Genomic DNA, 19,535 nt, shown 5'->3' on the forward strand with positions numbered 1-19,535 from the left:
GCCATGACCACGAACCTCCGTGACATCCGTGTCGCGGGCTGGGCCGGGATCGTCGCGTTCGTCACCGGAGCCCTGGCCGCCTTCCTCACCGGCACCCCGCTGCAGCCCTACCCCAGCTGGGCCTGGACCGACCAGCGCATCGCCGACCACTTCGCCGCCCAACGGTTCGACGTGGCGCTGCAGTTCTACTCCGCGAACATCGGCTTCGTGCTGCTGCTGGTCGTCGCGGCCGGTGTGAAACGCGTCGTACTCCGCGACAGCCCGCCCTCGCTGTACACCACCCTGATCGTTCCCTGTGCCGCCGCCGTGAGCCTGACGCTGGTCGCGACCAACGGTTTCTGGTGGACCGCGGCCCTGCGCGGCCTGCCGCCCGGGTCCGCCCGGCTCGCCTACGAACTGGCCATCTCCTTCGGCTACAACGGCACCTTCTGCTTCGGCGCGCTCATGTTCTTCTGCACCGGCAGGGCGATGCGCCGCGGCGACGCCTTCCCCCGATGGCTGGCCACCGCCACCACCTGGGCCGCTCTCCCCGTCCTGTCCGGCGACCTGTTCCTCATGGCCGGCACCGGGCCACTGGCCCCCACCACACTCCTCAGCCTCGGCCCCTACCTCCTGGTCTACGTCTGGCTGCTGGTCACCGGCATCGTCCTGCTGCGTCTCCCCCACGGCCGCTCTCTCGGCGAGTTACCACCAATCCCCCCTGGAGAGGGAGACATCGGATGGCACGCCCGGACACCACCACAACCAACCGCCCGGCCCTCTCACGGCACCCCCCTTGGCGCTCTCCCGCGGCGCTGTGGGCGGGACTCGGGGCGGTGTTCCTCCTCGCACAGGCAGTGGTGTTCGGCCGGTGGATCGCCGACGGCGGCCTGCGCCCGGCACCCGGTTTCGGTTACACCATCTCGTCCGGCCAGGCCCTCGCCATCGACATCACCCAGGGGGTGGTGGCCGCGACCCTCGCCACCTTCGGGGTGCTGATCTGGCGCGACTGCCGGCGCCAGGGAGCGGTCACCCTCAGCGCGGCGCTGTTCGTCGGCTGGCTCCTGTGCTTCTGGCAGGATCCGCTCCTGAACTACCGGCACCTGATGGTCATCACCAGCCGCCACGACCTCAACGTCACTTCCTGGGGCCCTTACTTGCCCGGCTGGCACCCACCGCATCCCGAGCTCGCCTCCGAGGCACTGGTCGGCGCCAGCATGTTCGCCTACGCCGCGATGATCATCTGGTACTGGGTGCCGATGTGGCTCACGAAACCGGTCCTCCGGCGGCGGCCGCGGTGGGGCCTCCTGCGGCTGCTGCCGGTGGTGCTGTTGGCCGGCGCGGTCGCCGACGCGGTCTGCGAGGGCCTCTGGCTCCGCACCGGCGTGTACATGTACCCCACCGATGCCGCTTCCCTGTCCCTGTTCGGCGGGCACTGGTACCAGCTCTACATCCCCCAGATCACCAACATCGCCATGTTCATCTCCGCCCCTCCGGTGCTCATGCATCTCTACGCACAACGGCACGCGACCACCGTGCACATCTTCCGCGGCACCGAACAGGCCGGCCCCCGGACAGCCGGCTGGGCACGCCTGCTGGCCGGCGTCGGATTCACCAACTTCTTCCTGCTGATCGCCGCCTTCGTGGGCGTCGGCATCGGCTACCTCTTCGGCACCGGCCCCATCCCCCCGGACACCCCCAGCCACCTGTGGCCCCTGCCGCACTAGACGATGCGCTCGAAGGAGGACCGTCACATGACGTCGGCGACCCGCCCCGCCCGCGGAATCACGCGATGGATCAGTCCCGTTGTCCTCTGGGCCCTGCTGGGCGCGGTATGCCTGGCCTTCGGGACGGCCATGCTGATCCGATGGCTCCCGCACGCCGAGATCCGGGTGATCCCGCACAACGACTACGGCATCGGCACGGGCCGCAAAGTGGCGCTGTGGGGTGTGCAGATCGCAATCGCCGTCGTTGTCGCGGGTCTCGTCGTCCGGCAGGTCCGGCAATGCCGTCGCGAGCGCACCATCACCTTCGACACCGCACTGCTCCTGGGCTACATCCTGGCTGAGTGGGCGACCCCGTGGGCGAGTTCCTACGGCACCGGAGTGCTCACCAGCCATTACCTCATCCACACCAACTCCTGGGACCTGCCCGGATGGGACAGTTCGGCCCACCCCCACCACACCGCGCCGGTATTCGTCACATGGATCGGGGTCGCGGGGGCGATGCTGTGGATTCTGACCACAGCGGCCGTGATGAAGGCCGTCACCCGTCACCGGCCCAACCTCAGCAACACCCGATACCTTGTGGTTTCCGCCGTGGTCCTGCTCCTGATCGATCTGCTCTTCGAAGCGGCATGGATTCTGACGGGGAGTTACAGCTTCGGCGACACCATCCCCGCGATCACCCTGTTCCCCGGCCACTGGTACCAACTCCCCCTGCCCGGAGTGGCCCTCACCGCCCTCGTCTGGATTTTCATTCCCTACGCGGCCCGCTACTACCATGAGCGCGAGGGCCGCGAGACATTCGTCCTGCGCGGCATCGGCCGGCTTCCGGGCAGGGCGCGCCCCTGGGCGATGACCCTGGCGGTCATCGGCCTGGTCACCCTCAGCCTCCTGCTCTGGGCCGCCCTCTACAACGGCATCAACGCACTCGGCGGAGCGGTGCCGGCCACCGACATGCCGCAGCACTTCCTGGGATGAACGGACTTACCGCCGGGCCCGGATGACCATGGCCGTACGTATCGAGGGCGCCCGGCTCCACCTCCCCGGCATCGCGGAGACCAAGGGCCCTGCCAGCCCTGATCGTTGTGGACGAACGGTGCGATCACGCCGACCGTGGCGCGCCACGAAGAGCCGGATGAGTGCGGACCTCGGCACTGCACCAGGCCCTGGATGCGGACCGGTGCCGCGGGCGGGGGCCGGGGCGAGCGCCTCGCCGGCCGGCCTCGGGGCGGCCCAAGGGAGTTGAGCTGCCCGGCCGAGAGGGAACGTCAAAACCCGTTTGACTCCGGAGGAGCGTGGCCTAGGCTGCTCCTCCGCACACCACGCAGCGAAGGAGGTGTCGCCGTGAAGCGGCGAACCCGGCCGCCCGCCCGGAAGGTCCGGGAGTCCGGGCGGCGGTTCCGGAAGGAACGAGATGTCCCGTACGGACAGGACGAAACCCCTGTGGGTACGCCTCAGGGAACATGACCCCCGGCCGGTCCACGACCACCACTCCGGCCCCTGCGACCTGCCACCACGTCCCACGCGCGAGGACACGGACACCCGCTGCCGGTGGGAACACCCCGGCTCGCTGCTGTTCCGCCACACCTGCTGCTCGGGATGCGCGGTACGCGGCTGCGTCAAGGAACGCCAGGAAGAAGCCAGGGCCCGCAACCGCAAGTCCCGCTACGCGGGCCGACGCCGGGCCCGCCGGCTCGCGGCCGGGGCGGACGACGACTGAGCCCGTTGCCCGGCCTGTGCCCGGGTCCCGCGGCCGTCGCCGCGAGGCCGGTGGTGCCCGTCGCCGAGTGCGGGACGGCGGACACCACCGGCCGATCGAGGGGGACGGTCACACCGTCCCGGAGCCTCCGTAGTAGGCGGTCCGCATGATCTCCTGCATGTCGTCGAGCATCGGCATCCGCGGGTTGGCCGGGGCGCACTGGTCCTCGAAGGCGTTCAGCGCCTGGCGCGGCAGCGCGCCGATGAAGACGCCCTCGTCGATGCCGACCGCGCGGAAGGACGGCTCGATGCCGACCGCGTCCCGCAGCCGCTCCACCGCGGCGGCGTACGACGCGACCCCCTCCTCCGGGGTGTCCGCCGGGAGGCCCAGCATCCGGGCGATCTCCTGGAACCGCTGCGGGGCACGGTAGTTCTCGTACTTCGGCCAGCCGGTGAGCTTGCCGGGCACGGTGCCGTTGTAGCGGATGACGTGCGGCAGCAGGATGGCGTTGGTGCGTCCGTGCGCGACGTGGAAGGTGGCGCCGAGGGTGTGGGCCATGGCGTGGACGATGCCGAGGAAGGCGTTGCCGAAGGCCATGCCGGCGATGGTGCTCGCGTTGTGGACCTTCTCGCACGCCTTGGGCTGTGCCGCCCGGTCGTTCACCGCCTTCTCCAGGTTCTCGAAGATGAGCCGGATGGCGTGCAGGGCGAGGCCGTCGGTGAAGTCGCTGGCGTAGACGGAGACATACGCCTCGGTGGCGTGGGTGAGGGCGTCGAAGCCGCTGTCCGCCGCCAGGGCGGGCGGCAGCTCCTTGGTGAGCAGCGGGTCGATGATGGCGACGCTCGGGGTGAGCGCGTAGTCGGCCAGCGGGTACTTGCGGCCGGTGGACGGGTCGGAGATGACCGCGAACGGGGTGACCTCGGCGCCGGTGCCGGACGTGGTGGGGATGCACACCAGCCGGGCCCGCTTGCCGAGTTCGGGGAAGCGGAAGGCGCGCTTGCGGATGTCGGAGAACTTCTGCCGCATGTCGGAGAAGTCGACGTCCGGCTGCTCGTACAGCAGCCACATCACCTTGGCCGCGTCCATCGGGGAGCCGCCGCCCAGGGCGATGATGGTGTCGGGACGGAACTCCCGCATCAGGCGGGCCCCGTGGCGGACGGAGTCGATGCTGGGCTCCGGCTCGACGTTGTCGATGATCTGTACCGTCACCGGCTCGGACCGGTGCCGCAGGACCTGGGTGACGCGGTCCACGTAGCCGAGGCGGGTCATGGTGGCGTCGGTGACCACGGTGACGCGGTGGACGCCCGCCATGGACGCGAGGTAGCGGATCGCCTGCGGCTCGAAGTAGATCTTCGGCGGCACCTTGAACCACTGGAGGTTGTTGCGGCGCGCGCCGACCCGCTTGATGTTCAGCAGGTTCACGGCGGAGACGTTGTTGGAGACCGAGGTGTGCCCCCACGAGCCGCAGCCGAGTGTCAGCGACGGCAGCAGCTGGTTGTAGACGCCGCCGATCGCCCCTTGCGAGGACGGGGCGTTGACGATGACGCGCACGGTCTTCATGCGGTGGCCGTATGCCTCGGCGAGTTCCGGGTCCCCGGTGTGGATGACGGCGCTGTGGCCCTGCCCGTGGAAGGCGACCATGGCGGCGGCCAGGTCGAAGCCCTCGTCCTGCGATCCCGCACGCAGCACGGTCAGCACGGGGCAGAGCTTCTCGCGGGTGAGGGGCTCGTCGGGGCCGACATGCCCGGCCTCGGCGAGGATGACGGAGGTGTCGGCGGGGACGGTGAAGCCCGCCTGCTCGGCGATCCACGCCGGACTCCGGCCCACGACGGCCGGGTTGACCCGGGTCCCTTCGGCACCGGCCGGCGAGGCGGGGAAGAGGAACTCCTCCAGCTTCCGCTTCTCCTCCGCCGTGGCGACGTGGGCGTGCAGCCTGCGGAACTCCGTCAACGCCCGGTCGTAGATCTCCGCGTCCAGGATCACGGCCTGTTCGGAGGCGCAGATCATGCCGTTGTCGAAGGACTTCGACAGCACCAGGTCGTTGACGGCGCGCGGCAGGTCGGCGCTGCGGTGCACATAGGCGGGAACGTTGCCGGCGCCGACGCCGATGGCGGGCTTGCCCGCCGAGTAGGCGGCCTTGACCATGCTGTTGCCTCCGGTGGCCAGGATGAGCGCGACGCCGGGGTGGTTCATGAGCGCGCCGGTCGCCTCGATGGAGGGGGCCTCGATCCACTGCACGCAGTGCTCGGGCGCGCCCGCCGCGACGGCCGCGTCCCGGACGATGCGGGCCGCCTCGGCGCTGCAGTGCTGGGCGGACGGGTGGAAGGCGAAGACCACGGGGTTGCGGGTCTTCAGTGCCAGGAGGGCCTTGAAGACGGTGGTGGAGGTGGGGTTGGTCACCGGTGTCACCGCGCAGACGACGCCCACCGGTTCGGCGATCTCGATCATCCCGTCGGTGTCGTCGCGGGCGATGACGCCCACGGTCCTCATCCGGGACATGCTGTCGGTGACGTGTTCGCACGCGAACATGTTCTTGGCGGCCTTGTCCTCGAAGACGCCCCGCCCGGTCTCCTCGACGGCCAGCCGGGCCAGGTGGGTGTGCTGGTCGAGGGCGGCGACCGAGGCCTTGGCGACGATGCGGTCGACCTGTTCCTGGGTGAGGGACTCGTAGTCGGCCAGGGCCTTCTGCCCGTTGGTGACCAGGCGTTCCACGGCGATCTCGGTGTCGGAGGGCGCGTCGGTGGCGACTCGTCGTCGGGCGTCCTGTCGTTTCATGGGGGCTCTCCGTCGTCGGAAGTGCTCGGCCGGGAACGTCCGGCGCGGGCCGTGCCGGGCGGTGCGTCACGGTGTTCACCGCCCTCGCTTCCAGCCTTCCGCACCGGCACCCGGCTGCCGGTGGCCCGAAGGTCCCGTTTCACGGCCCGGTGGTCCACGTACCGGAGCCCCTGTCGGACCACCCGGCCCTGCGCTTCGGTCCGCGGTTCGGGGACGCTCGGCCCGTGCGTCCGCCGGGCTCACGGGTGAAGCTGGAGGGAGACCGCGTCGCCACGACGTGCCAGGACCGCCGGGAAAGGAGGTCGACCGTGAAGTCCAGGACGGTCGGAGAGGTGATGACGCCCGAGGTCGCCCACGCGTTCCGCGACACCGCGTTCGCGGATCTGATGCTCCTGCTCGACCGGCGGCGTGTCAGCGGCGTGCCGGTGGTGGACGACGACGACAAGGTGCTCGGCGTCGTCTCCGAGGCGGACCTGATCCGCCACCAGGCGGCGGGAGTACGGGAGAGCCGCGCCCCCGGCGCCGTGACGGTGGAGGGGCTGATGTCCACCCCCGCCGTCACCGTCCACCCCGAGCAACGGGTCTCCGACGCCGCCCGGGTCATGGAACGCCACCACGTCAACCGCCTTCCCGTGGTGGACGAGGAGGACCGGCTCATCGGCATCATCACCCGGCACGACCTGCTGCGGGTCTTCCTGCGGACGGACGAGGAGATCCGCGCGGAGGTGGCGGACGAGGTGCTGGGCCATGAACTCGGCGTGCCGCCCGGCGCGGTGTCCGTCTCCGTCATGGACGGCGTGGTCACGCTCGACGGACAGGTCGGCCGCGACCTGGACCTCCCTGCAGCGATCCGGCTCGCCTGGCGGGTGGACGGGGTCATCGGCGTGGTGAACCGGCTGGTGCCGGCCTGAGCCCTGTCAGTCCGCCCTGAGCCCGTGCGCCCGGAACTGCCCGCGTACCCGCTCCACCAGCTCCGGGCCGGGCGTCGGGGTGTCGCACAGGGGGAAGGGGACGCCGAGCGCCGCGTACTTGGCGGCGCCCAGCTTGTGGAACGGCAGGACGTCGACGCGTTCGACGACGGACAGCCCGGCCACGAAGGCGGCCAGCCCGTCGACGTCCTCCTCGACGTCCGTCCAGCCGGGCACGAGCACGTATCGCACCCACACCGGCACCCCCAGCCTGTCCAGCCGGCGGGCGAAACGCAGCGTCGGCGCCAATTCGCCCCCGGTGAGCCGCCGGTAGCGGGCGCGGTCGAAGGACTTGATGTCGAGCAGTACGAGGTCGGTGGCGGCGAGCAGGGCGTCGTCGGCGCGCGCCCCCAGGTTTCCGGAGGTGTCCAGGGCCGTGTGCAGGCCCTCCGCCTTGCACCGGCGCAGGATTTCGCCGGTGAAAGCAGGCTGGAGGAGGGGTTCGCCGCCGCTGAGGGTCACTCCCCCGCCCGAAGCGGCCAGGAAGGCACGGCACTTGGCGATCTCCGCCATCACCTCGTCGGCGGTCGTGGTACGGCCGTCGCGCATGCGCCAGGTGTCGGGGTTCTGGCAGTACAGGCAGCGCAGCGGGCAGCCGCTGGTGAACAGCACGAAGCGGGTCCCGGGACCGTCGACGCCTGTCGACAGGTCCCAGGAGTGCACCCGCCCGGTGTCCCTCACGCGGCACCGTGAAAGGTGCGGCTGATGACGTCCCGCTGCTGTTCGCGGGTGAGCCGGACGAAGTTCACGGCATATCCGGACACCCGGATCGTCAAGTCCGGGTACTTCTCCGGGTGTTCCATGGCGTCCTCCAGCGTGGCGCGGTCCAGGACGTTGACGTTCATGTGGAAGCCGCCGGAGGCCATGTAGCCGTCGAGGAGTCCCACCAGGTTCGTCACCCGGTCCCTGGGGGTGCGCCCGAGGCCGGCGGGGGTGATGGTGGAGGTCAGCGAGATGCCGTCGCGGGCCGCCGTGTAGGGGAGCTTGGCGACCGACAGGGCGGAGGCCGCCATGCCGTGGTGGTCGCGGCCGTTCATGGGGTTGGCGCCCGGGGCGAAGGGCTGTCCGGCGCGGCGTCCGTCGGGGGTGTTGCCGGTGTGCTTGCCGTAGACGACGTTGGACGTGATGGTGAGGACGGACTGGGTGTGTTCGGCGTCCCGGTAGGTGGGGTGGCGGCGGATCTTCTCCATGAAGGACCGGACGAGGGAGGCCGCGAGTTCGTCGGCCCGGTCGTCGTTGTTGCCGTACGCCGGGTAGTCGCCCTCCACCGCGTAGTCGACCGCGAGACCGGTGTCGTCGCGGATCACCCTGACGCGCGCGTGCTTGACCGCGGAGAGGCTGTCGGCCGCGACCGAGAGACCGGCGATGCCGCAGGCCATGGTCCGCCGTACGGGGTGGTCGTGCAGCGCCATCTCGATGCGTTCGTAGGCGTACTTGTCGTGCATGAAGTGGATGACGTTGAGGGCGTCGACGTAGGTGCCCGCGAGCCAGTCGAGTACGCGGCCGTACGCTTCCGCGAGCTCCTCGTAGTCGAGGTACTCACCCGTCAACGGGGGCATGGGCGGGGCGATTTGTTCCCCGGAGATCTCGTCGCGCCCGCCGTTGACCGCGTAGAGCAGCGCCTTGGCGAGGTTGACGCGGGCGCCGAAGAACTGCATCTGCTTCCCCACGGCCATCGCCGACACGCAGCAGGCGATGGCGGTGTCGTCGCCGGTGCACGGGCGCATCAGCTCGTCGGACTCGTACTGGATGGAGCTGGTGTCGATGGAGACCCGGGCGCAGTAGCGCTTGAAGCCGTCGGGCAGGTGCGGCGACCAGAGGACGGTGAGGTTGGGCTCCGGGGCCGGTCCCAGGTTGGAGAGGGTCCGCAGGAAGCGGAAGGAGGTGCGGGTGACCAGGGGGCGGCCGTCGGTGCCGAGGCCGCCGATGGACTCGGTCACCCAGGTGGGGTCGCCGGAGAACAGCTCGTCGTACTCGGGGGTGCGCAGGAAGCGCACGATGCGCAGCTTGATGACGAAGTCGTCGATGAGCTCCTGGGCGCGCTCCTCGTCGATCCGGCCCTCGGCGAGGTCGCGTTCGAGGTAGACGTCGAGGAAGGTCGAGGTGCGGCCGAGCGACATGGCGGCGCCGTTCTGCTCCTTGACCGCCGCCAGATAGCCCAAGTAGAGCCACTGGACGGCCTCGTGGGCGGTGGTGGCCGGGCGGGAGACGTCGCAGCCGTAGCCCCCTGCCATCTGCTTCAGCTCGTCCAGGGCGCGCAGTTGCTCGGCCAGTTCCTCGCGGTCGCGGATCACGGGCTCGGTGGAGGGCTGTCCGTCGAGCAGGGCCCGTTCGGCGCGCTTGGCCTCGATCAGCCGGTCCACTCCGTAGAGCGCGACGCGGCGGTAGTCGCCGATGATCCGGCCGCGGCCGTAGGCGTCGGGCAGCCCGGTGATGATGTGCGCCTTGCGGGCCCGGCGCATCGCGGGGGTGTAGGCGTCGAAGACGCCGTCGTTGTGGGTCTTGCGGTAGGTGCCGAAGACCTTGGTGACGAACGGGTCCGGCTGGTACCCGAAGGCGCGCAGGCCGTTCTCCACCATGCGCAGGCCGCCGTTGGGCATGATGGCGCGCTTGAGGGGGGCGTCGGTCTGCAGGCCGACGATCAGCTCGTGGTCGCGGTCGATGTATCCGGGGGCGTGCGAGGTGATGGTGGAGGGCGTGGCGGCGTCGACGTCGAGGATGCCCTTGCGGCGTTCCTCGGGGAACAGCGCGGTCACCTTGCCCCATACGGTCCGGGTCCGCTCGGTCGGCCCGGCCAGGAAGGCCGAATCGCCCTCGTAGGGCGTGTAGTTGGCCTGGATGAAGTCGCGCACGTCGATGCATTCGCGCCAGCGCTGTCCGGCGAAGCCGCGCCAGGGCTGCGTGCGGGTGTCCTCGGCCGGTTCGGCCACTGCGGTCATCTGTGCCTCCGTCGTCGTCGGCGGCGCCGGTGCGGCGGTCGGGCCGGCGTCCGCACTGCCGATGCTCCCCGCGTGCTTCGGCGGGGGCACAGGGCCGCCGGGGTCCGGGGTGCCGCCGACCGGTCCCCTTCCGGGGCCCCGACGGCGGGTCGCAGGGCCCGGGCCGGGAAGGACCTTCGGCCCCGGCCGGTCATTCCGCCGGACGGTCCGGACCATCCGGGATATCCGGACCGTCCGGGATATCCGGGGTGTCCGAGGTATCCGGGGCATCCGGTATCAGCGCCACGGGGCAGTGGGCGTGGTACAGCAGGGCATGGGTGACGGGCCCGAGCCGGAGGCCGAGCCGGCCGGTGCCGCGGTGGGCGGCGACGATGACGACGTCCGCCGTCCGGCTCGCCTCGGTGAGCGCGTGTCCGGCGCCGAGGCACACGGCCTCCGTCGTGACCGCGACGCCCGGGTATTCCGGGCGCAGGGCGGCGACCGCGTACGCGGGAACCGCCTCGGCGGCCTGCGTCAGCAGGCGTACGCCGTCCTGTCCCAAGGGCGCCCGTGGGCCCGGGGCCGCGGGGTACCGCCAGGCGTGCAGCACCCGCAGGGTCGCGCCGCGGCGGGCCGCTTCCTCGAAGCCGAAGCGCAGCGCGCCGAGATCGGCCTCGGACTCCAGGCCCACCAGGACGCAGCGCCACTCGTCCGCGGCCGGACCGCGGACGACGAGCAGGGGGCCGGTGCTGTGGGCCGCCACGCGCAGGGCGACCGACCCCACCAGCAGCTCGCCGAAGCCCCCGTGGCCCCGGGTGCCGACGACGGTCAGGGCGGCGGTGCGTCCGCAGCGCACCAGGGCCCGGGCGGCGGGTTCCGTGGTGAGCGTCGGGACGACGGACAGGCCGCGGTCACGGGCGCGCACCCGGACGACGGCCCTCTCCAGGGTGACACGGGACACGTCGTGGGCCGACGGCACGCCGCGGGCCATCGCCGGCTCGGGGGGCTGGTGCCGGCCCCAGGGCCAGCCGCAGAGGATCTCCAGCGCGGCTCCGCGCCGTACGGCCTCGTCGGCCGCCCGGTACAGGGCGGGCAGGGCGCGCGCGGATCCGTCGAAGCCGACCAGGACCCGGCCGTGGCGAGCGGTCGCGTCGGGCATGTCCGCCTCCTTGGGAACGCGGTGCGGGGACGGTGTCAGCGTCCGCCGCGTCCCGGGCGGGATGCAGGGGCCGGACGGGGGCCGCCGGCGGGCCGACGGTCCCCGGTCAGGCCCCGGGTGCGAGCGGGATCCGCCAGGTGAGGACCGTGCCGCCGCCCGGGCGCGCGGCGAACCCGAGCGTGCCGTCGTGCCGTTCGGCGCGCTCGGCGAGGTTGCGCAGACCACTGCGCCGTCCGCCCTCGGATATGCCGACCCCGTTGTCGGCGACGGTCAGCACCAGCTCGTCCCCCTCGTTGACGACGGACACGTCCACGGACGTCGCGTGCGCGTGCCGCGCCACGTTGGACAGGGCCTCTTCCAGGACGGCCGCCGCGTCGTCGACGACCGCGCGCGGCACCCGTGTGTCCAGCAGGCCCTCCATCCGCAGGCTCGGGGCGAAGCCCAGTGTCCGCCCCGCCTCGCCCGTCTTCTGGACGACCCGGGTGCGCAGACCGTGCTGGGGAGCGGTCTCCCGGGCCCGCAGGCCGAAGATCGCCGATCTGATGATTTTGATCGTCTCGTCCAGGTCGTCGACGGCCCGCCGCACCCGCTCCGACGCCTCGGCGTGGTCGATGAAGCGGTCGGCGCTCTGCAGCGTCATCCCTGTGGCGAAGAGCCGCTGGATGGCGAGGTCGTGCAGATCCCGGGCGATCCGGTCACGGTCCTCCAGCAGGGCGAGCTGCTCGGCGTCCGCGCGCCGCTCGGCCAGCTCCAGGGCGAGGGCCGCCTGCCCGGCGAACGTGAGCACCGGGCGGGTCTCCTGCTCCGAGAACTCCGGCTGCCCGCCGTCGCGCACCAGGAGGAGCACGCCCCGCACCGCGTCGCCCGACGTGACCGGCACGGCCATTGCGGGGCCGCCCCCGCCGGCACACGCGTCCTCGGCACCGTCGCGGCTGCGGACCGGCTCCCCGGTGCTGTACGCGGCGCCCGCGAGCGTGCCGTCGACCGGCAGGACGAGACCGCGCAGCTCCTCGGCGCGGGCGCCCACCGCGACCTCGACGGTCAGCGCGGAGCCGCCGTCCAGCGGCAGGGCGAACGTCGCCAGCCCGGCGCCCGTGATCTCCCTGGCCAGTTCGGCTATCAGCACCATGACCCGGGCCGGCGGACTGCCGGACATCAGGCTCGTGGTCACCTCGGCGCTCGCCCTCAGCCACCGCTCGCGGCGCATGGACTCCTCGTACAGACGCGCGTTGTCGATCGCCACCCCGGCGGCCACGGCGAGCGTCGAGAGCACCGACTCGTCCTCGTCCTCGAAGTCCGCGCCGCCGCGCTTCTCGGTGAGATACAGATTGCCGAAGACCTCGTCGCGCACCCGGATCGGTACGCCGAGGAAGCTGTGCATCGGCGGGTGGTTCGGCGGGAAGCCGTACGAGGAGGAGTGCTCGGAGATCTTCGGCAGGCGCAACGGCTCCGGGTTCCGGATCAGCTCGCCGAGGATGCCGTGCCCTTCCGGGTACGGCCCGATGGCCTCGATCTCCTCGTCGCTCAGGCCGACCGTCAGGAACTGCGACAGGGTGCGCCCGTCGGGGCCGATCACGCCCAGGGCCCCGTACCGGGCGTCCACCAGCACCGTGGCCGCCTCGACGATCCGCCGCAGCACATGTTCCAGGTCCAGCTCGCGGCCCACCGAGAGCACGGCCTCCAGCAGGCTGTGCACCCGGTCGCGGGTGCCGCGGGCGGCGTCCAGCCGTGCCTGGAGCTCCTCCAGCAGTTCGTCCAGCCTGAGCTGCGGCAACCGCACCGGCTCGTCCCCGGCGTTCTTCAACGGACCTCCTCCTGCCCGAGCCACTCCATGGGGCCACGGTACCGAGCCCCGGTAAAGGAACGCCCCGGTATGCCCAAGATCTCCGGATGCACATGCGCGGAGCGCCCGGGGAGGGCCGGTCGCCCCCCGCATCGTGCCCGGTCAGCCCACCTCGTGGGCACCGGCGGCGGCGGAAAGTGGAGGGCGGCCCAGGGGAACGACGCACACGGTCGCGGGGCGACCGGACAGGAGGAGACGCACCATGTCCAGGACCGGGATTCTCGCCGCGCTGTCGGCGGGCCAGGAACGGCAGCTGATGGATCTCGCACACGAGGTGTCGTTCCCGGTGGGGACGCGCCTCTTCGAGGAGGGCGGCGAGGCCGACCGGTTCTGGATCGTGCGCACGGGCACGGTCGACCTCGACCTCCGGGTGCCGGGGCGGCGGCCCGCCGTCGTCGACAGCGTCGGGCCGGGCGGTCTGCTGGGCTGGTCGTGGCTGTGCCGGCCGCACGAGTGGCACCTCGGCGCCGAGGCCGCCGGCCCGGTGCGCGCCCGGGAGTTCGAGGCCGCCGCGGTCCGCGACCTGTGCCGGCGCGACCCGTTGCTCGGCCATGCGCTGCTCGCCTCCGTCGCGGAGGTCATCGGCCGCCGCCTGCGGGCGGCCCGCGCCCGGCTGCTCGACCACTGAACTGCCGCTCCGCGGCTGCCTCGTAGCCGACCGGCCCTTGCGGCAGGGCCCCTTGTCCCTGGCATCGTCCCCCGGCCCGGACGATCGTGGGATCGATCGATACGCACGACCCGAAGGCGGTGGCAGCGATGGACCTCCCCGTTGTCGTGGGAACCGACGGTTCCCGCGCGAGCCTGGAAGCGGTGGACTGGGCGGCCGACGCGGCCGTCCGACGCGGCCTGTCGCTGAGGATCGTCCACGCTCCTCCGCCGTCGCGGGACACGCGCCCCGGCCGCTCCTCCGCGAGGGCGGAGGAGATCTGCGCCGGGGCGGCCGACCGGGCCGCGCTGCGCTCCTCCCGGCTCAAGGTGGAGGCCGAACCCCTCTGGGGTGAGCCCGCGTTGGCGCTGCTGGAGGCCTCGCACGGCGCGTCCCTGGTCGTCGTCGGGCACCGCGGGCTCCGCGGCGGGGCGAGCTCACCGCTCCTGGGCTCGGTGGCCACGGGCGTCGTGGCCCACGCGCACTGCCCGGCCGTGGTCGTCCGCGGCCGGCCGGACAACATCGCCGGCCGGAAGCACCGGATCACCCTGGGGTTCGGCAGGCGGCACCCCGAGGGGACGGCGGCGGCCGAATTCGCCTTCGCCGAGGCGGCGTTGCGGCGGTGCGAGGCGGAGGCGGTGTTCGCCTGGTCCGGCGCCGACGGCGGCCGGGACGACGAGCGGCTGCGGCGGGAACGCACGGTCGACGCGGCCCTGCGGGCGGCGGTCCGGATCCATCCCGGGGTGCCGCTGCTGTCGCACCCTGTCGCGGGCCCGACGCACACGGCCCTGCTCCGGGCCTCCGCCGACGCCGACCTGCTCGTGCTGAGCGCGCGCCCGCACGGCTCCCCAGGGCCCCGGCTGGGCACGGCGAACGGCACGGTGCTCCAGCACGCGTACTGCCCGGTCGCCGTCGTCCCCCGGTGGTGACCTCACCCGGCCGCCGGCCCTTTCGGGCGGCGCAGCTCCGCCGCCCGGTCGGGCACGCGTTTCTGCAGATCCCGGGGAGGCCGCCGGTATCCGGTGGAGGGCGGCCTGGGCGGGAGTTCGAGGGCGGGCCGGGGGACGTCGTGGTACGGGACCGTCGAGAGCAGGTGGGCGATCATGTTGATGCGGGCGGCACGTTTGTCGTCGCCCTCGACGACGTACCAGGGCGCCCCGGGAACGTCCGTGTGCGCGAACATCTCGTCCTTCGCCCGGGAGTACGCCTCCCAGCGGGTGACCGACTCCAGGTCCATCGCCGACAGCTTCCAGCGCCGCGTCGGATCCTCCAGCCTGCTGCGGAACCGCTGTTCCTGCACGGTGTCGCTCACCGAGAACCAGTACTTGCGCAGCAGGATCCCGTCCTCCACCAGGAGCCGCTCGAAGAGCGGGCACTGGCGCAGGAACCGCGCGTACTCCTCGTCCGTGCAGAAGCCCATGACGCGCTCGACACCCGCGCGGTTGTACCAGCTGCGGTCGAACAGCACGATCTCCCCGGCGGCGGGCAACTCGGCCGTGTAGCGCTGGAAGTACCACTGCGTGCGCTCGCGTTCGGTCGGTACGGGCAGCGCGGCGATGCGCACGACGCGGGGGTTGAGCCGCTCGGCGACCCGCTGGATCGCACCGCCCTTGCCCGCGGCGTCACGTCCCTCGAACACCACGACGAGCCGCCGTCCCTCGGCCCGGACCCACTCCTGAAGCGTGACCAACTCACCCTGCAGCCGTAGCAGTTCCCGCTCGTAGGCCGGACGCGACAGGCGCTCCGGCCGTTCGGTCCTCGCCACCGCGGTCACCTCCCGTACGCTCTCCGAAGCGGACCGGAACCACCGGGTCACTCGATGCGGCAGCCGGTGACCATGTCGAGGCTGATGGTGATGACGTGGTCCATCTCCGCGCCGATCCAGGGCTCGAGCTCCGCACGGTAGCGCTCCTGCAGCGCGGGGTCCCGCACCAGGTGCGCCTCGCCGGTGACCACCACGCTCCAGCCGGTGCACCGCTCCATGTCGAACTCGTCCGCCTCGAACGCCACCACGGCTCCGTCCCGGGCCGGGCCGAGCATGGCGGCCCCGGTGTGGGTCCGGACGACGATCTGGTCGTCCAGGAGCACATGGTTGACCGGCCGGATGGCGGGCAGGGCCTGGTGGCTGAAGACCAGGCGCCCGATCCGTGCGTCCTTGAGGAGTTTCAGCGCCTCCGTCCGGGTCAGCTCTGCCATGATCGGCGGACCCGGCCGGGAGCCGTGCTGGGTGGAGATCGGAGCCATGCCACCAGTCAGGCACGGCCGGCGCCGCCCCGGCTAGGGCCGGTCGGGCCCGGAGAGGGACCGCTCGGCCACGGTACGGGGCGGATACGGCGCGGCACGCTGGCGGTGACGCCCGGAGGCGCCGCCCATGGCCGCGTCCGCCGTCCGCCCGGCCGGTCCCCCGACCACCCGGCCGCGCGGGCGGCGCGTGATCTCTGCGCAGTCCTCCGGGCCGAACGGCGTCCGGCCGCCCGCTGTGGCTCCCCGTCCTCCCCGGCGGCCGGACGCGGAAGGTCCACCGCCCGTCGGGCCGGGGCCGGGACAGTCGGGCCCCCGCCCGGCGCCCGTGCGGCCCCATCGTGGATTCCTTCGGCCCCATGACCACCCCCCGCCGTACGGCCCACCGTGGGGGCACAGGCCGGACCACACGACTTCCCGCTCCGGGGGCACACGATGAACGGACGAGACACGTCCCGCGCACGAAGGCCGCATCCGAACCGCTCCCGCCCCCGGGCGGCCAACCCGCTGCGCAGGCGCTCCGACCGGTGCCAGTCCTGGCTCACCGCCTGTCTGCTGCTGCTTCTGTGCCTCGCCCTTGCGACGGTCCCCGTCCTGGTCGCCCGGGAGGTCCACGCGTCCAAGATGCGCGAGTTGCACGCACAGTCGGCCCACAAGCACCGGATCTCCGCGCGCGTGCTCGCGGACGCGTCCGACACCTCGTCGACCGGGAGCGGTATGCAGCGGGCGTTCGTGCGCTGGACCGACGCGACGGGCGCGGCGCGGACCGGCGCGGCCGACGTCCCCGAAGGATCGGCCGAGGGTACGACGGTCACGGTCTGGCTGGACGGCAGGGGAAAGCCGGTGAAGCCGCCGATGCAACGCGACGAGGCGATGGCGGCAGGCTGGTTCGCCGCCTGCATGACCGGCATGGGCCTGGTCATGGTGTTCTTCGCCGTACGCGCGGTGTTCGTCCGGGCGTTGAACCGCCGTCGGTACGCCCGGTGGCAGGCGGAGTGGGAGGCGGTGGAGCCGCGGTGGTCGGGGCGGTCGCGCGGCTGACGGCTTCAGGGCCGAACGGTCCCCGTATGTCCCCGGCCGACCCTGTCGGCGCTTCGGGAGGAGCGCCAGTCTGAGAACCGCGCGGGCACCGCCCGCCCCATCTTCCGGAGGCAGTCATGCACGACGCCGCTACGCCGACCACCGTCCCCACCGACGACGAGCTCCAGAAGCTCGACGCCCATTGGCGTGCCGCGAACTATCTGTCCGTCGGGCAGATCTATCTGATGGGCAATCCCTTGCTGCGGGAGCCGTTGCGTGCGGAGCACATCAAGCCGCGGCTGCTGGGGCACTGGGGTACGTCGCCGGGGCTGAACCTGGTGTACACGCATCTGAACCGGGTGATCCGGGGGCGGGGTCTGGATGCGCTGTGCGTGTGGGGGCCGGGGCACGGTGGTCCCGCGGTGCTGGCCAATGCCTGGCTGGAGGGCAGCTACAGCGAGACGTATCCGGATGTGTCGCGGGACGCGGAGGGGATGGCGCGGCTGTTCCGGCAGTTCTCCTTCCCCGGCGGGGTGCCCAGCCATGTCGCGCCCGAGACCCCCGGATCCATCCACGAGGGCGGCGAACTGGGCTACTCGCTCTCGCACGCCTACGGCGCCGCGCTCGACAACCCCGACCTGCTCGTGGCGTGTGTCATCGGGGACGGCGAGGCGGAGACCGGGCCGCTGGCCGCGTCCTGGCACTCGAACAAGTTCCTCGACCCCGTCCACGACGGCGCCGTCCTGCCCATCCTCCACCTCAACGGATACAAGATCGCCAACCCCACCGTCCTCGCCCGCCTCCCCGAACCCGAACTGGACGCCCTGCTGCACGGCTTGGGCCATGTTCCCCTGCACGTCACCGGCGACGACCCGCTGACCGTCCACCGGGCCATGGCCGTTGCCATGGACACCGCCCTCGACCGGATCGCCCTCATCCAACGCACCGCGCGTCAGGAGGGTATGACCGAGCGCCCCCACTGGCCGGTCATCGTCCTGCGCACCCCCAAGGGCTGGACCGGCCCGGCCGAGGTCGACGGCGTACCCGTCGAGGGCACCTGGCGCTCCCACCAGGTCCCCCTCGCCGGAGTCCGCGACAACCCCGAGCACCTGCGCCAACTGGAGCAGTGGCTGCGCTCGTACCGCCCGGACGAGCTCTTCGACGAACACGGCGGACCCCGCCCGCAGGTCCTGGCCTGCGTGCCTCAGGGAACCCGCAGGCTGGGCACCACCCCGCACGCCAACGGCGGACTCCTGCTCCGGGAGCTGCCCATGCCGCCCCTCGAACGCTTCGCGGTCGCCGTGGACAAGCCCGGCGCGACCCTCCACGAGCCCACCCGGGTCCTGGGCGACCTGCTCGCGGATCTCATGGCCGCCACCGGCGAGCGGCGGGACTTCCGTATCGTCGGCCCCGACGAGACCGCCTCCAACCGGCTCCAGGCGGTCTACCGGGCCACCGGCAAGGCCTGGCAGGCCGGTATCCTGCCCGTCGACGAACACCTGGACCGGCACGGCCGGGTGATGGAGATCCTCTCCGAACACACCTGCCAGGGCTGGCTGGAGGGCTACCTCCTCACCGGCCGGCACGGCCTGTTCTCCTGCTACGAGGCCTTCGTCCACATCGTCGACTCCATGGTCAACCAGCACATCAAATGGCTGAAGGTCTCCCGCACCCTGCCCTGGCGCCGCCCCGTCGCCTCCCTCAACTACCTCCTCACCTCCCACGTCTGGCGCCAGGACCACAACGGCTTCTCCCACCAGGACCCCGGCTTCGTCGACCACGTCCTCAACAAAAGCCCCGAAGTCGTCCGCGTCTACCTCCCCCCGGACGCCAACACCCTCCTGTCCGTAGCCGACCACGTCCTGCGCAGCCGCGACTACGTCAATGTGATCGTGGCCGGCAAACAGCCCTGCTTCGACTGGCTGGGGCTGGAGGAGGCCCGCGCCCACTGCGCCCGCGGCGCCGGCATCTGGGAGTGGGCCGGGACGGAGCAGGGCACGCGCGAGCCCGACGCGGTCCTCGCCTGCGCCGGGGACGTGCCGACCCAAGAGGTGCTGGCCGCGGCGCAGTTGATCCGCCGGCACCTTCCGGAGCTGTCCCTCCGGGTGGTCAACGTCGTCGACATGACACGCCTGATGCCCCAGGAAGAACACCCGCACGGCATGACCGACGCCGAGTACGACGCGCTGTTCACCACCGACAAGCCCGTCGTCTTCGCCTACCACGGCTACCCCTGGCTGATCCACCGCCTCGCCTACCGCCGCACCGGCCACGCCAACCTGCACGTCCGCGGCTACAAGGAATCGGGCACCACGACCACACCGTTCGACATGGTCGTACGCAACGACCTCGACCGCTACCGACTCGTCATGGACATCATCGACCGCGTCCCCGGCCTCGCCATCCGCGCCGCCGGAGTACGGCAGACGATGGCCGACGCCCGCACCCGCCACCACACATGGATCCGCGAACACGGCACCGACCTCCCGGAAGTCGCCGACTGGACCTGGACGGGATGAAGCGTGCTCCCTGTGCCGGCCGGCACGGGGAGCACGCGCGGAGA

Annotated in this window: 16 protein-coding genes; 9 read left to right on the forward strand and 7 right to left on the reverse strand. The window is 72.0% G+C overall.

Going from position 1 to position 19,535, the window contains the following annotated elements:
- The first annotated feature begins 3 nt into the window (after window positions 1-3).
- From AB8735_RS01165 to AB8735_RS01180, 4 genes are all read left to right on the forward strand, one after another.
- Entirely contained in the window at window positions 4-978 is a 975-nt protein-coding gene (locus AB8735_RS01165) for a hypothetical protein (RefSeq protein WP_372404438.1), read from the forward strand.
- On the forward strand, window positions 945-1,706 hold the full coding sequence (locus tag AB8735_RS01170; RefSeq protein WP_344029313.1) for a spirocyclase AveC family protein: 762 nt from the start codon (window positions 945-947) through the stop codon (window positions 1,704-1,706). The genes AB8735_RS01165 and AB8735_RS01170 overlap by 34 nt, the downstream gene beginning before the upstream one ends.
- Before the next feature lie 27 nt (window positions 1,707-1,733).
- Window positions 1,734-2,681, forward strand: coding sequence for a spirocyclase AveC family protein (locus AB8735_RS01175; RefSeq protein ID WP_344029316.1), 948 nt, complete (start codon window positions 1,734-1,736; stop codon window positions 2,679-2,681).
- A gap of 436 nt (window positions 2,682-3,117) precedes the next feature.
- Window positions 3,118-3,423, forward strand: coding sequence for a hypothetical protein (locus AB8735_RS01180; RefSeq protein ID WP_372404441.1), 306 nt, complete (start codon window positions 3,118-3,120; stop codon window positions 3,421-3,423).
- A 108-nt stretch (window positions 3,424-3,531) separates the two neighbouring features.
- On the opposite strand, the gene adhE is transcribed toward AB8735_RS01180, so the two are convergent.
- The gene (gene adhE, locus AB8735_RS01185) at window positions 3,532-6,177 is read right to left on the reverse strand and encodes a bifunctional acetaldehyde-CoA/alcohol dehydrogenase (RefSeq protein ID WP_372404443.1); all 2,646 of its coding nucleotides are present in this window, start codon (window positions 6,175-6,177) and stop codon (window positions 3,532-3,534) included.
- A 308-nt stretch (window positions 6,178-6,485) separates the two neighbouring features.
- On the opposite strand from adhE, the gene AB8735_RS01190 reads away from it, so the two are divergent.
- Window positions 6,486-7,088, forward strand: coding sequence for a CBS domain-containing protein (locus tag AB8735_RS01190; RefSeq protein WP_372404446.1), 603 nt, complete (start codon window positions 6,486-6,488; stop codon window positions 7,086-7,088).
- A gap of 6 nt (window positions 7,089-7,094) precedes the next feature.
- Here the strand turns inward: AB8735_RS01190 and pflA are convergent, their stop codons facing one another.
- From pflA to AB8735_RS01210, 4 genes are all read right to left on the reverse strand, one after another.
- Window positions 7,095-7,826: a pyruvate formate-lyase-activating protein gene (gene pflA, locus AB8735_RS01195; protein WP_372404448.1), complete on the reverse strand. Its 732-nt coding sequence runs from the start codon at window positions 7,824-7,826 to the stop codon at window positions 7,095-7,097.
- On the reverse strand, window positions 7,823-10,084 hold the full coding sequence (gene pflB, locus AB8735_RS01200) for a formate C-acetyltransferase (RefSeq protein WP_372404451.1): 2,262 nt from the start codon (window positions 10,082-10,084) through the stop codon (window positions 7,823-7,825). The genes pflA and pflB overlap by 4 nt, the downstream gene beginning before the upstream one ends.
- A gap of 190 nt (window positions 10,085-10,274) precedes the next feature.
- Window positions 10,275-11,222 carry a universal stress protein gene (locus AB8735_RS01205; protein WP_372404453.1) on the reverse strand — a complete coding sequence of 316 codons (948 nt, stop codon included), beginning with the start codon at window positions 11,220-11,222 and terminating at the stop codon, window positions 10,275-10,277.
- A gap of 106 nt (window positions 11,223-11,328) precedes the next feature.
- A complete protein-coding gene (locus AB8735_RS01210) occupies window positions 11,329-13,026 on the reverse strand; it encodes a GAF domain-containing protein (protein ID WP_372404454.1) in 1,698 nt (565 codons plus the stop codon).
- Window positions 13,027-13,267: 241 nt separating this feature from the next.
- Between AB8735_RS01210 and AB8735_RS01215 the strand changes: the two genes are divergently transcribed.
- On the forward strand, window positions 13,268-13,693 hold the full coding sequence (locus AB8735_RS01215; RefSeq protein WP_372404456.1) for a cyclic nucleotide-binding domain-containing protein: 426 nt from the start codon (window positions 13,268-13,270) through the stop codon (window positions 13,691-13,693).
- Between the two features lie 128 nt (window positions 13,694-13,821).
- Window positions 13,822-14,640, forward strand: a complete 819-nt coding sequence (locus AB8735_RS01220) for a universal stress protein (RefSeq protein ID WP_372404459.1) — start codon at window positions 13,822-13,824, stop codon at window positions 14,638-14,640.
- 2 nt (window positions 14,641-14,642) lie between these two features.
- On the opposite strand, the gene ppk2 is transcribed toward AB8735_RS01220, so the two are convergent.
- Both ppk2 and AB8735_RS01230 read right to left on the reverse strand, forming a co-directional pair.
- Complete coding sequence (ppk2, locus tag AB8735_RS01225; protein ID WP_372404462.1) at window positions 14,643-15,476, reverse strand: polyphosphate kinase 2; 834 nt, start codon at window positions 15,474-15,476, stop codon at window positions 14,643-14,645.
- 47 nt (window positions 15,477-15,523) lie between these two features.
- On the reverse strand, window positions 15,524-15,955 hold the full coding sequence (locus tag AB8735_RS01230) for a pyridoxamine 5'-phosphate oxidase family protein (RefSeq protein ID WP_372404465.1): 432 nt from the start codon (window positions 15,953-15,955) through the stop codon (window positions 15,524-15,526).
- 432 nt (window positions 15,956-16,387) lie between these two features.
- Here AB8735_RS01230 and AB8735_RS01235 point away from each other — a divergent pair, with 432 nt between their 5' ends.
- Entirely contained in the window at window positions 16,388-16,993 is a 606-nt protein-coding gene (locus AB8735_RS01235; RefSeq protein WP_344029356.1) for a hypothetical protein, read from the forward strand.
- Between the two features lie 116 nt (window positions 16,994-17,109).
- Window positions 17,110-19,491, forward strand: a complete 2,382-nt coding sequence (locus tag AB8735_RS01240; RefSeq protein WP_372404467.1) for a phosphoketolase — start codon at window positions 17,110-17,112, stop codon at window positions 19,489-19,491.
- The last annotated feature ends 44 nt before the right edge of the window (window positions 19,492-19,535 follow it).

It is taken from the genome of Streptomyces luteireticuli (assembly GCF_041519305.1).
Classification (GTDB): Bacteria; Actinomycetota; Actinomycetes; order Streptomycetales; family Streptomycetaceae; genus Streptomyces; species Streptomyces luteireticuli.

Excerpts from the sequence above, each read along its gene's own strand:
- AB8735_RS01165 (WP_372404438.1), top strand. The coding sequence starts at position 4 with ATGACCACGAACCTCCGTGACATCCGTGTCGCGGGCTGGGCCGGGATC.
- AB8735_RS01175 (WP_344029316.1), top strand. The coding sequence starts at position 1,734 with ATGACGTCGGCGACCCGCCCCGCCCGCGGAATCACGCGATGGATCAGT.
- AB8735_RS01180 (WP_372404441.1), top strand. The coding sequence starts at position 3,118 with ATGTCCCGTACGGACAGGACGAAACCCCTGTGGGTACGCCTCAGGGAA.
- adhE (WP_372404443.1), bottom strand. The coding sequence starts at position 6,177 with ATGAAACGACAGGACGCCCGACGACGAGTCGCCACCGACGCGCCCTCC.
- pflB (WP_372404451.1), bottom strand. The coding sequence starts at position 10,084 with ATGACCGCAGTGGCCGAACCGGCCGAGGACACCCGCACGCAGCCCTGG.
- AB8735_RS01205 (WP_372404453.1), bottom strand. The coding sequence starts at position 11,222 with ATGCCCGACGCGACCGCTCGCCACGGCCGGGTCCTGGTCGGCTTCGAC.
- AB8735_RS01215 (WP_372404456.1), top strand. The coding sequence starts at position 13,268 with ATGTCCAGGACCGGGATTCTCGCCGCGCTGTCGGCGGGCCAGGAACGG.
- AB8735_RS01220 (WP_372404459.1), top strand. The coding sequence starts at position 13,822 with ATGGACCTCCCCGTTGTCGTGGGAACCGACGGTTCCCGCGCGAGCCTG.
- AB8735_RS01230 (WP_372404465.1), bottom strand. The coding sequence starts at position 15,955 with ATGGCTCCGATCTCCACCCAGCACGGCTCCCGGCCGGGTCCGCCGATC.
- AB8735_RS01235 (WP_344029356.1), top strand. The coding sequence starts at position 16,388 with ATGAACGGACGAGACACGTCCCGCGCACGAAGGCCGCATCCGAACCGC.
- AB8735_RS01240 (WP_372404467.1), top strand. The coding sequence starts at position 17,110 with ATGCACGACGCCGCTACGCCGACCACCGTCCCCACCGACGACGAGCTC.